This is a genomic window from Methylobacter svalbardensis (genome assembly GCF_037671525.1).
GTDB classification, from domain to species: Bacteria; Pseudomonadota; Gammaproteobacteria; order Methylococcales; family Methylomonadaceae; genus Methylobacter_A; species Methylobacter_A svalbardensis.
Genome location: NZ_JAWPOH010000003.1, coordinates 86,232 through 99,614 on the forward strand (window position 1 = coordinate 86,232; position 13,383 = coordinate 99,614).

A 13,383-nucleotide genomic window follows, 5' to 3' on the forward strand; every position below is an offset into this window, starting at 1 on the left:
TACAAACGGTTAATTACGATTCGACCCGACCTAAGCACGTTAGCTCATTTGAGCAGAGCATAATACTTGCTAATGCTTAGCAGGTCAAGTCCATATTTAAAAACGCTTTCCTAAATATTTAAAGCCTGCTTAAGGGCCTCTTCCACATCCCCGGCATCCACTGCCAGAGGCGCTTCACTTTCTGCTATATCATGCTGCGCAAATCTGTTTTTTCTGCCTTCATGAAAAGCCAAGCCAGTTCCTGCTGGAATTAAACGTCCAACAATAACATTCTCTTTTAATCCTTGTAAGCTATCACTTAATCCACGCACCGCTGCATCAGTCAATACTCGGGTTGTTTCCTGGAATGACGCCGCAGAAATAAATGACTCCGTCGCCAATGATGCCTTAGTAATCCCTAACAACACAGAATTATAACTTGCTGGAATCTTTCCTTCAGCCTCCATCTTGTCATTTTCTTCTCGCATTGCGGCACGCTCAACTTGGTCACCTTTCAGGAATCCCGTATCACCCGACGCAGTAATCTCAACTTTTCTGAGCATTTGACGAATGATAGCTTCAATGTGTTTATCGTTAATTTTAACACCCTGCAAACGATATACGTCCTGAATTTCCTTAACCAGATAGTTCGCTAACTCCTCAATTCCTCGCAATCTGAGAATATCGTGCGGAGTCAACTCACCTTCTGCAATTGTTTCACCCTTTTCAACATACTCACCCTCAAAGACTGTAATATGACGCCATTTAGGTATCAGTGTTTCAATCTGCTCGCCCGCAGGATCGGTAATTATGACCCGCTGCTTACCCTTGGTTTCCTTACCAAATGAAATGGTTCCACTAGTCTCCGCAAGAATTGCCGGGTCTTTTGTTTTTCGCGCTTCAAATAAATCAGCAACGCGCGGCAAACCCCCGGTAATATCTCTCGTTTTACTAGACTCCTGAGGAATCCTCGCTAAAACATCACCAACCTTAACTTCACCGCCGTCTTTGATCCCGGCAATCGCACCTGCCGGCAAGAAATATTGTGCAGGTATTTCAGTACCCGGCAAATAAATTGAATTCCCATCACCATCAAATAACTTCACCATTGGCCGTAATTCCTTACCCGCACTTCCCCGCTGCTTTGGATCAGTGACAACTAATGAACTCAGGCCGGTAACTTCATCAGATTGTTTTTGTACGGTGACACCGTCGACAAAATCAATCAGCTCGACCACACCATCAACCTCAGTAATAACCGGATGCGTATGAGGATCCCAGGTAACAATGATATCACCGGCATTGATTCGAGAGCCTTCCTGCACGGAAAGCACCGCCCCATAAGGAATTTTATAACGCTCTTTTTCCCGGCCATAATCATCAACCACGCCGACTTCACCCGATCTTGAGACCGCAACCAGGTTTCCCTCACGATTCGCGACCGATTTCAGGTTATTAAGACGTACAGTTCCCGCAGATTTAACCTGAACATTGCTGATTGCAGCAGATCTGGATGCCGCTCCACCGATATGGAAAGTCCGCATAGTCAACTGCGTACCTGGCTCACCGATTGATTGCGCAGCAATGACACCTACCGCCTCACCAATATTCACCAAGTGACCGCGACCCAAATCACGCCCATAACAGGCAGCACAAACACCATGCCTGTTTTCACACGTAATAATTGAACGAACCAAAACCTGATCAATACTATGCTCATCAAGAACAGCCACCCAGTACTCATCTAATAATGTGCCGCCGGGTACCACCATAATATCTCCGGCTGGATCCATTATGTCATTAACAGCAACTCGGCCTAATACTCGTTCCGATAAAGGCTCAACTACATCACCACCCTCAATAATTGGGGTCATGATCAACCCGTTAGTCGTACCGCAATCATCCCCGTTAATCACCAAGTCCTGCGCAACATCGACTAATCTACGCGTCAGGTACCCGGAGTTCGCAGTTTTCAACGCTGTATCTGCCAGACCTTTACGAGCACCATGAGTAGAGATAAAATACTGCAATACGTCCAAGCCTTCTCTGAAATTAGCGGTAATCGGCGTTTCAATAATAGAACCATCAGGCTTAGCCATCAAGCCACGCATCCCAGCTAACTGACGAATCTGGGCAGCAGAACCCCTTGCCCCTGACTCAGCCATCATAAAGATAGAATTAAATGATTTTTGTTTTACTGTCTTACCTTCAGCATTAACAACCGACTCTTCACCCAGCCCATCCATCATGACCTTGGCTATCTGGTCGTTAGCATGCGACCAAATATCAACAACCTTGTTATATCGTTCACCGTCAGTTACTAAGCCGGAAGCATATTGACTTTGAATCTCGTTAACTTCAGCATCAGAAGCTTTAATAATATCGACTTTTTTAGCCGGTATTACCATATCTTCGATACCAAATGAAATCCCTGAGATCGTTGCATACCTGAAACCCAAATACATCAACTGATCGGCAAGTATTACCGTGTCTTTGTTACCTAAGTAACGATAACTGTAGTTAATTAACCGCGATATATTCTTTTTGGTCATATCACAGTTAACCATCTCGTAAGGCATGCGATCTGGAACGACTTCCCAGATTAACGCACGACCCACGGTAGTTTCTACGCGATGAGTTTTATCTTCAGTTTCGCCATTTTCATTCACCACTTTTTCCGTGATGCGTACTTGAATTTTAGATTGCAGTTCAACTGTTTTAGTTAGCAGTGCCTTATGAATTTCACCGACACTGACGAATATACTGCCATCACCTTTTGCATTAATTTTTTCACGGCTAATATAATAAAGCCCCAGAACCACGTCTTGAGACGGGTTAATGACAGGCTCACCATTTGCAGGAGACAAGATGTTATTCGTCGCCATCATTAACGTTCTGGCTTCAATTTGAGCTTCAATTGATAACGGAATGTGTACAGCCATCTGATCGCCGTCAAAGTCAGCGTTAAATGCACTACAGACCAACGGATGCAACTGGATCGCTTTGCCTTCAATCAGCGTAGGCTCAAATGCCTGAATACCCAGTCTATGCAAGGTAGGCGCACGGTTTAACAAAATAGGATGTTCACGGATAACTTCTTCAAGAATATCCCAGACTTCAGCCCCTTCCCTTTCAACCATTTTTTTCGCAGCTTTAATGGTTGTGGCTAGACCGCGAAATTGTAGCTTACTAAATATAAACGGCTTGAACAGCTCCAATGCCATTTTTTTCGGGAGTCCGCATTGATGCAGCCTTAACGTAGGCCCTACAACAATGACCGAACGGCCTGAATAATCAACACGCTTGCCCAAGAGGTTTTGTCTAAAACGGCCTTGCTTACCTTTAATCATATCCGCTAATGATTTAAGCGGCCTTCTGTTGGTTCCGGTAATCGCACGACCACGTCGACCGTTATCGAGCAACGCATCAACAGATTCCTGCAACATGCGCTTTTCGTTACGAACGATTATGTCCGGCGCATTCAAGTCCAGCAAGCGGTTTAAACGGTTGTTTCTGTTGATAACGCGACGATAAAGGTCATTCAAATCAGAGGTTGCGAATCGACCGCCGTCCAGAGGCACCAGCGGGCGCAGCTCAGGCGGCAATACCGGCAACACCTTCAAAATCATCCATTCCGGGCGATTTTTTGAATTCAATAACGCATCCATAACTTTCAGGCGTTTTGAGTACTTCTTGATCTTGGTTTCTGAATTGGTCGAATTAATTTCTTCACGCAGAATTTCAACTTGCTCTTTTAAATCAATTGACTTAAGCAAATCATAGATCGCTTCTGCACCCATTTTTGCGACAAAATCATCTCCATGCAATTCAACTGCATCCAGATAATCATCATCGGTAAGCAACTGACCTTTATCTAAAGCTGTCATGCCTGGATCTAAAACGACGAATGATTCGAAATACAACACGCGCTCAATTTCACGCAGTGTCATATCCAATAGCAACGCTATTCTGGAGGGTAGCGATTTTAGAAACCAAATATGCGCAACAGGACTGGCTAAATCAATATGCCCCATTCTTTCACGGCGAACCTTGGATAACGTAACCTCAACGCCACATTTTTCACAAATAACGCCGCGATGCTTCAGTCTTTTATATTTACCGCAAAGGCACTCATAATCACTGACCGGGCCAAAAATCTTGGCGCAGAATAAACCATCGCGCTCAGGCTTAAAGGTCCGATAATTAATCGTTTCTGGTTTTTTTACTTCGCCATATGACCAGGAACGAATCATATCCGGTGATGCTAAACCAATGCTAATTCCGTCAAAATCATCGGCACGACCTTGGCGTTTTAAGAAATTCATTAAATCTTTCAAGAGCTTGTCCTCTTTAAATGCTTTCTGGCGTATACCAGAACAGGCTATAGGTTGGGTTACGACCGCATGGATGCAGGAGGTAGAGCAATGCAGGAGCAATTGCCGAAACGCTTCATTTCTGCATCGTAACCCAGCGGGTACGGCATTGGTTTGTGGGGTTACGCTACTCTACCAACAGTAGGCGCTTTAGGCGACCCGACATACACACCTAATCCCGCTGCAATTCTATATTGACAGCCAATGAGCGGATTTCTTTAATTAAAACATTAAATGATTCCGGCATGCCGGCTTCCATTTTATGATCGCCATCGACAATGTTTTTATACATACGCGTTCTACCGGTCACGTCATCAGATTTAACTGTCAACATTTCCTGCAAGGTATAGGCAGCACCATAAGCTTCAAGCGCCCAGACCTCCATTTCTCCAAAACGCTGTCCGCCGAATTGCGCTTTACCGCCTAATGGCTGCTGCGTAACCAAACTATAAGGTCCCGTTGACCGCGCATGCATCTTGTCATCAACCAAATGGTTCAGCTTCAGCATATACATATAACCCACTGTAACTTCGCGTTCAAACGGTTCGCCGGTTAAACCGTCATAAAGCGTAACCTGCCCATGTTCAGGCAAATCCGCCAACTTCAGCATGGTGCGAATTTCGTCTTCACTTGCGCCGTCAAAAACAGGAGTGGCCATAGGCACACCGCCGACAAGATTAGTCGCCATTTCCAGGATTTCTTGATCGGTAAATGAAGCCAAATCTTCTTTACGCCCGCTACTGTTATAAATCTTATCCAAATAATCCCGGATCGCAGTAACCTTGGCCTTTTCTTGATCATACTGAGCTTCCAGCATTTTACCGATCTTGATACCCAATCCTTTCGCTGCCCAGCCTAAATGTGTTTCAAGCACCTGTCCGACGTTCATCCGCGAAGGTACACCTAATGGATTTAAGACGATATCAACCGGGTTTCCATCAGCCGTATAAGGCATGTCTTCAATCGGTCTGATCATGGAAATAACACCTTTGTTTCCATGACGTCCGGCCATTTTATCACCCGGCTGAATGCGCCTTTTAACTGCCAGATAAACCTTGACCATTTTCAGAACACCTGGCGCCAAATCATCACCCATAGTGATTTTTTTACGCTTGACTTCAAATTTCTCATCAAAATCTTTTCTTTGCTGCTCTACTTGGGCGACAACCGTTTCCAACTGAAGATTAATGTCTTCGTCCTTCATGCGGATTTTCAGCCACTCTGAATGCTTCAAGCCATTAAGATATGATTGGGTTATTTCGGTTCCCGCTTTTAACTGTCCGGGGCCCGCTTGAGCAACCTTGCCAACCAAAAGTCTGGCAACACGCGCAAAAATATCTTCTTCAAGAATTTTCAGCTGATCATCAAGGTCTTTTCGGTAACGCTTGATTTCTTCCTGCTCAATATCCAGAGCTCGTTTGTCCTTCTTTACGCCGTCACGGGTAAATACCTGAACATCAATAACTGTACCTTCGATACTTCCAGGTACACGTAACGAGGTATCCTTAACATCGGCTGCTTTCTCGCCGAAAATCGCGCGTAATAATTTCTCTTCAGGTGTTAATTGAGTCTCACCCTTTGGCGTCACCTTACCCACCAGAATGTCACCGCCTTTAACTTCAGCGCCGACATAAACTATCCCCGACTCATCAAGCTTGGACAACGCTTCTTCGCTGACGTTAGGAATATCCGCCGTAATTTCTTCCGGGCTATGTTTGGTATCACGTGCTACACAAGTTTTCTCTTCGATATGGATCGTAGTGAATCGGTCTTCTTTAACGACACGCTCTGAAACCAGAATCGAATCCTCAAAGTTGTAGCCATTCCAAGGCATAAACGCAACCAACATGTTTTGCCCTAACGCTAACTCACCCATATCCGTAGACGGCCCATCTGCCATAATGTCGCCGGCATTAACAATATCGCCTGGCCTTACCAGTGGTTTCTGGTTGATACAGGTGTTCTGATTTGAGCGGGTATATTTAATCAGGTTGTAAATATCAACCCCCGGCATACCTGTTTCGGTTTCCGTATCGTTTACACGCACCACGATTCTTGCCGCATCAACCGCCTCAATCTTACCGCCACGGGCGGCAACCACGGTTACACCTGAATCTTTAGCAACTGTTCTTTCCATGCCTGTGCCCACCAATGGCTTTTCAGCTCTTAGCGTAGGAACAGCCTGACGTTGCATGTTTGACCCCATCAACGCCCGGTTAGCATCATCATGCTCCAGGAAGGGGATAATGGACGCCGCTACCGATACAATCTGCTTGGATGACACATCCATATACTGAACGGTGTCAGACATGGCCAAGGTAAATTCATCTTTATGACGGCATGACACCAGACCTTCAACCAGTTTCCCGCTTGCATCTACGGCAACACTGGCCTGAGCAATGACAAACTCGCCCTCTTCAATAGCTGACAAATAATCGACATGATCGGTTACCTTGCCATCGACTACTTTTCTATAAGGTGTTTCCAAAAAACCATAATTATTGGTACGCGCATAAACCGACAATGAATTGATCAAGCCGATGTTGGGGCCTTCAGGTGTCTCAATAGGACACACACGACCATAATGCGTTGCATGTACGTCACGAACCTCAAATCCAGCGCGTTCCCTTGCCAAACCGCCTGGCCCTAAAGCCGATACGCGTCGTTTGTGGGTCACCTGAGATAATGGATTATTTTGATCCATAAACTGTGACAGCTGACTGGAACCGAAAAACTCTTTTACCGCTGCAGAAACCGGTTTTGCATTGATAATTTCCTGCGGCATCAGTCCTTCTGAATCTGCAAGCGTTAATCGTTCTTTAACCGCTCGTTCAACCCGAACCAAACCTACACGGAATTGGTTCTCGATCATTTCTCCAACCGAGCGTACGCGTCTGTTGCCTAAATGGTCGATATCGTCAACATTACCGTTGCCGTTACGAATATCTATTAATTCTTTAAGTACATCAATGATGTCATCTTTAGTTAAGGTACCCGGCCCTGTTATCTCTTGACGCCCCAAACGACGATTAAACTTCATCCGTCCAACCGTAGACAAATCATATCTTTCATCGGTAAAGAACAAATTCTGAAACAGGTTTTCTGCCGAATCTTTAGTCGGTGGCTCACCAGGACGCATCATTCGGTATATTTCAACCAATGCTTCAAGACTATTGGAAGTTGCATCCAGTCTCATGGCATTAGACATGTACGGACCCTTATCCAAGTCATTAACAAACAGGGTATTAAGCTCTTTAATCCCGCTTTCCATGCACTGATCGATTATCGGTAAAGTAATCCCGTCATTAACATTAGCGATCAACTCGCCTGTAGATTGGTCAATTAGGTTGTGCCCCAATATTTTGCCAACCAAGTATTCCTTGGGCACATCTACTTCGGTCAAACCGGACTTGTTCATTTCACGGATATGCTTAGCCGTAATCCGACGTCCCTCTTCAACCAGCACCTGACCCTCCGCAGTCTTAATATCAAAGGCTGCAATTTCGCCACGCATGCGCTCAGGAACGATATGGAAAATACATTTTTGTGCATCAAGGGTAAATTTGTTCATTTCGAAGAAAATCTTGATCATTTCTTCGTTATCGTATCCTAAACCTCTCAGCAAGATAGTGGCAGGTATTTTTCTGCGACGGTCAATTCGAACAAAAACACAATCTTTATGATCAAATTCAAAATCCAACCACGAACCACGATAAGGAATAACCCGCGCATTAAATAACAGCTTTCCTGACGAATGGGTCTTGCCTTTATCATGATCAAAGAAAACGCCAGGCGAACGATGTAACTGAGAGACAATTACCCGCTCTGTCCCATTAATGACAAAGGTTCCATTGTCCGTCATCAACGGCAACTCACCCATGTAAACTTCCTGCTCACGGATATCCTTGACTACTTTTGCATTCGCAGAGGCTTCTTTGTCATAGATAACCAGGCGAACCAACACCCTTAAGGGTGCAGCGTAGGTTGCGCCTCTTTGTTGACACTCTCTTACATCAAAAACAGGCTCCCCCAATCTATATTTCACATACTCCAGCACTGCATATCCGGAATGACTTTCAATGGGAAAAACACTGGAGAATGCAGCATGCAAGCCCCTGTCTTCACGCTTTTCAGCCGTAACACCTGATTGCAAAAAGCCCGCATATGAATTAATTTGCGTTGCCAGAAGATAGGGAACATCAAGCACCTCAGTACCTTTCCCAAAGTTATTTCGAATACGCTTTTTTTCTGTAAAAGAGTAGGACATATCGCTTCCAAACCTTTTCGTCATAGATAATTTTCTACCGTGCAATTAGTGCAAACAGTAAAAGGCCGGTGACAAGGTTGCCACCAGCCATACTTGGCAGATGCGTTATATTCCAACGTCTCTGCAATCGAGTCAAAATTTATTTAATTTCGACAGTAGCGCCTGCATCAACAAGCAGCTTTTGCGCTTCTTCTGCTTCAGCTTTAGAAACGCCTTCTTTCACTGTTGTTGGAACGCCTTCGACAGCATCTTTAGCTTCTTTCAAGCCCAATCCAGTAAGACCGCGCACTGCTTTAATAACTGAAACTTTGTTTTCGCCGAAAGACGTCATAATAACGTTAAATTCAGTTTGCTCTTCAGCCGCAGCAGCAGATGCTACAGGTGCAGCCGCAACTGCTGCCGCTGCTGATACCCCGAATTTTTCTTCCATCGCTGAAATCAAATCAACGATTTCCATAACGCTCATCTTTGAGACCGCTTCCAAGATATCTTCTTGCGAAATTGCCATTGTGTATTCCTCTAAAATAATAAGTTTTAAACTGGTTGTAGCACTAGAAACATTGCGTTGCAACGCTATCTACTATGCTGCTTCTTTCTGATCTCTAATTGCAGCCAAAGTACGCACAAATTTCTCTGTAGGCGCTCTCATTACTGACATTAACAGAGCAATACCTTGATCGCGAGTAGGCAGACTGGCCAGTCGAGCAAGCTCAGACCCATCAAACGACTGCCCGCCAATAGCGACTATCTTGGTAATTAACTTGTCGTGAGTCTTAGCAAAATTACTGATTAAACGCGCCGCAGATCCTGGATCTTCCATAGAAAATGCAATCAATAACGGACCTATAAGCCCGCTCTGCATGCATTCAAACTCTGTCCCTGCTACCGCTCGTTTTGCCAACGTATTTTTTACCACACGCAGATAAACACCTGTCTCTCTCGCAGTTTTGCGCAGCTCGGTCAATTCCGAAACTGTCAATCCACGATATTCTGCTGCAACAGCAGAATGAGCTTTAGCGGCGAATACAGCGACTTCTTCTACGACAGCTTTTTTGCTATCTAAATTTAGTGCCACAGCTTACCTCCGGAATTTATCCCCAGAATTAATAAAAAGCATTCAGTCGAATACCCCTTACGGTCCCTTTCCCCAGTTTTTTAGGTTCCAGCTTCCGTCTACGCAGGACATATTAAGTTTTACAACTCCTGCGGTCTTTGACGGTTACCGAACGGGTCGGCAACCCAAAGTCTTTTACTCGGTAATTGCTCCTGCATTACTCTACCCCCTGCGTCCATGCAGTCGAACGTTAAATTGAAATACTGCTCTGGTCTATACACAAACCAGGACCCATCGTCGAAGATAAGGTTATCTTTTTAATGTATATGCCTTTTGCAGCAGTCGGCTTTAGTTTTTTTAAATCTGCAATCAATGCTTCCAAATTACCCTGAATAGCTGCTTCATCGAATGCAACTTTACCCAGTGTACAATGAATAATCCCTGACTTATCAGTTCGATACCGAACCTGCCCTGATTTGGCATTCCTTACTGCCGTGGCAACATCAGCGGTCACAGTTCCAACCTTAGGGTTAGGCATTAAACCTCTAGGCCCCAAAATTTGCCCCAACTGACCAACAACCCTCATAGCATCTGGAGAGGCAATGACCACATCAAAATTCATTTCACCTTTTTTTACTAGATCGCCCAAGTCATCCATACCGACTATATCAGCGCCAGCTTCTCTTGCCGCATCTGCATTGGGTCCTTGTGTAAAAACGGCAACTCTGACTGTTTTTCCGGTACCGTTTGGAAGTACTGTTGCGCCACGGACATTTTGATCTGACTTGCGAGGATCAACGCCCATATTAACGCTAACATCAATAGCTTCATTAAATTTTGCAGTACCCAATTCTTTCAATAACTTAACTGCTTCGGTGATTGAATATTGCTTGGTTTTATCAACTTTCCCTTTGATAATTTTCGCTTTTTTTGACAACTTAGCCATTATAATCCCTCCACATTCAGACCCATGCTGTACGCACTGCCTGCAATCGTTTTTACTGCCGCTTCCAAATCTGCCGCATTCAAATCTTCCATTTTTGTTTTAGCAATTTCTTCCAGCTGTGCACGAGTTACCGTACCCACTTTCTTGGTATTGGGATTGCTGCTTCCGCTTTTAATACCCGTCGCTTTCTTCAAAAGAATTGAAGCTGGCGGGGTTTTTGTAATAAAAGTAAAACTACGATCACTATAAACAGTGATAACCACAGGCAAAGGCAAACCCTTTTCTGTATCCTGTGTTTTAGCGTTAAAAGCCTTGCAAAACTCCATGATATTAACACCGCGCTGACCCAATGCTGGACCGACCGGTGGACTTGGATTTGCTTCGCCCGCTTTAACCTGCAATTTTATATACGCAGTTATTTTTTTAGCCATTATTTACTCCAAATATGGGTGCAAACGCCTTTCAGCTCCCCTAGACACAAAAAATCACTGCCTTATTCAGACAGTGATTTTGTAAACACTAAGTACCTAAACTTAATTAACTTTTTTCTACCTGCCCAAACCCAAGCTCAACAGATGTTGACCGCCCAAAAATGAGCACTGAAATTTTTATTTTACTTTTCTCGTAATTAACTTCTTCAACAACACCATTGAAATCTTTGAATGGACCGTCAATAACCCTAATCACTTCACCAGCCTCAAACATAGTCTTGGGACGAGGCTTATTCACCCCATCTTCTACTCTATTGAGAATTGCCAGCGCTTCTTTTTCTGATATTGGCGCCGGACGATCTGAAGTCCCGCCAATAAATCCCAATACTTTCGGCACATCCTTGACCAAATGCCATGTTTCGTCAGTTAAATCCATCTGAACCAAAACATATCCTGGGAAAAACTTTCGCTCACTTTTTCTCTGTTGCCCCATCCGCATTTCCACAACTTCTTCGGTAGGCACCAGAATCTTTCCGAAATATTGCTCCAGACCTTCTCGCTTTATCCTTTCCTCTAACGCTTGCTTAACTTTATTCTCAAAATTTGAGTAGGCGTGAACAACATACCAGCGTAGAGCCATTCCTTTATCCTCCTTGACCAGTTAAAAACCGCACACCCCAAAACAGGAACATATCCAGCAGCCACAGAATCAAGCCAACAATAAAAACCATTGCAAATACCAGCAATGTAGTGCGGACAGTCTCCTCACGCGTCGGCCAAATAACCTTTCTGACTTCCTGCTTGGCCTCCAAAACGAAACCCCAAACATTTCGCCCCAGTCCCGTAGTGAGTATCAGACCCACCACAACAAGAGCCACCACAACCAACCCAAGAACCCGATATAAAAGTGATATCTCTGAGAAATAATAGAATGCAGCCACACCAGCGACTACAAAGACGACGGAAAATACTTGCTTAACAACATCAAAAACCGATGTCGATGCTTCTACCTGAGTATTCATGTGTTTTTTACTATGAAAATAGATTTGATATGCTTTAATCTGAATGGCAGGCCAGGAGGGTCTCGAACCCCCAACCCGCGGTTTTGGAGACCGCTATTCTACCAATTGAACTACTGACCTATTCAGACAAGCCTTACGTAAACTGCTATATTATACTAAATAATATTATTATTCAAGTATTGATGCAACGACGCCTGCACCTACTGTACGACCACCTTCACGAATTGCAAAACGCAAACCATCCTCCATGGCAATTGGTGAAATCAGCTTTACTTTTACTGAAATGTTATCGCCCGGCATCACCATTTCAACGCCTTCCGGCAACTCTACCGCACCTGTTACGTCGGTTGTTCTGAAATAAAACTGCGGACGATAGCCGTTAAAGAAAGGCGTATGACGACCACCTTCATCTTTTGACAAGATATAAATTTCTGAATTGAAATATGAATGCGGCTTGATGGTACCTTTGTGCGCCAATACTTGCCCACGCTCAACGTCATCTCTTTTGGTGCCCCTCAAAAGAATCCCGACATTATCGCCTGCTTGACCTTGATCAAGTAATTTACGGAACATTTCTACGCCGGTACAGGTTGTCGTCACTGTGGGCTTAATGCCGACAATTTCAATTTCCTGTCCAACCTTAACAATACCGCGCTCAATACGACCCGTTACAACGGTACCGCGGCCTGAAATTGAAAATACATCTTCAATAGGCATCAGGAACGCACCATCTACCGCTCTTTCCGGCAATGGAATGTAGGTATCTAATGCCTCGACCAATCTAATTACCGAAGGAACACCAATTTCGCTGGTATCGCCCTGCAATGCAAGTAAGGCTGAGCCTACGATAATTGGCGTATCATCACCTGGAAATTCGTACATATCCAATAGCTCGCGAATTTCCATTTCGACCAATTCGATCAACTCCGCATCGTCAACCATATCCGCTTTATTCAAGAAAACCACAACGTAAGGCACGCCTACCTGTCTTGATAACAGAATGTGCTCTCTTGTTTGCGGCATCGGTCCATCAGCTGCCGAACAGACCAAAATAGCACCATCCATTTGTGCCGCACCAGTAATCATGTTTTTTACATAATCGGCATGGCCCGGGCAATCAACGTGTGCATAATGACGCACTGCTGACTCATATTCGACGTGTGATGTGGAAATAGTAATACCACGCGCACGCTCTTCAGGTGCATTATCAATCTGATCAAAGGCCTTAACTTCTCCACCCTGGAGCTCAGCCATTACTTTTGTTAAAGCAGCAGTTAAAGTGGTTTTACCATGATCGACATGTCCGATTGT

The 13,383-nt window shown here is 44.5% G+C and carries 9 protein-coding genes and 1 tRNA gene; all 10 read right to left on the minus strand.

All coding sequences use genetic code 11. The annotated features are described in order from the left end of the window. Positions 1-110 precede the first annotated feature (110 nt). Positions 111-4,304, minus strand: coding sequence for a DNA-directed RNA polymerase subunit beta' (gene rpoC / locus RW114_RS02145; protein WP_479687017.1), 4,194 nt, complete (start codon positions 4,302-4,304; stop codon positions 111-113). A 220-nt stretch (positions 4,305-4,524) separates the two neighbouring features. Then, positions 4,525-8,619: a DNA-directed RNA polymerase subunit beta gene (gene rpoB / locus RW114_RS02150; RefSeq protein ID WP_340121135.1), complete on the minus strand. Its 4,095-nt coding sequence runs from the start codon at positions 8,617-8,619 to the stop codon at positions 4,525-4,527. A gap of 139 nt (positions 8,620-8,758) precedes the next feature. Then, positions 8,759-9,127, minus strand: a complete 369-nt coding sequence (rplL, locus tag RW114_RS02155) for a 50S ribosomal protein L7/L12 (protein WP_340121068.1) — start codon at positions 9,125-9,127, stop codon at positions 8,759-8,761. A 72-nt stretch (positions 9,128-9,199) separates the two neighbouring features. After that, positions 9,200-9,694 carry a 50S ribosomal protein L10 gene (gene rplJ, locus RW114_RS02160; protein WP_340121069.1) on the minus strand — a complete coding sequence of 165 codons (495 nt, stop codon included), beginning with the start codon at positions 9,692-9,694 and terminating at the stop codon, positions 9,200-9,202. A 229-nt stretch (positions 9,695-9,923) separates the two neighbouring features. Continuing rightward, entirely contained in the window at positions 9,924-10,619 is a 696-nt protein-coding gene (gene rplA, locus RW114_RS02165; protein ID WP_340121070.1) for a 50S ribosomal protein L1, read from the minus strand. Next, a complete protein-coding gene (gene rplK / locus RW114_RS02170) occupies positions 10,619-11,050 on the minus strand; it encodes a 50S ribosomal protein L11 (RefSeq protein ID WP_340121071.1) in 432 nt (143 codons plus the stop codon). The genes rplA and rplK overlap by 1 nt, the downstream gene beginning before the upstream one ends. 106 nt (positions 11,051-11,156) lie before the next feature. Further along, complete coding sequence (gene nusG, locus RW114_RS02175) at positions 11,157-11,690, minus strand: transcription termination/antitermination protein NusG (RefSeq protein WP_340121072.1); 534 nt, start codon at positions 11,688-11,690, stop codon at positions 11,157-11,159. 4 nt (positions 11,691-11,694) lie between these two features. Then, positions 11,695-12,072 carry a preprotein translocase subunit SecE gene (secE, locus tag RW114_RS02180; RefSeq protein WP_340121073.1) on the minus strand — a complete coding sequence of 126 codons (378 nt, stop codon included), beginning with the start codon at positions 12,070-12,072 and terminating at the stop codon, positions 11,695-11,697. 44 nt (positions 12,073-12,116) lie between these two features. Continuing rightward, positions 12,117-12,192, minus strand: a tRNA-Trp gene (locus RW114_RS02185). 48 nt (positions 12,193-12,240) lie between these two features. After that, positions 12,241-13,383, minus strand: a 1,143-nt coding sequence (tuf, locus tag RW114_RS02190) for an elongation factor Tu (RefSeq protein ID WP_340121074.1), incomplete at its 5' end; no start/stop codon positions are given.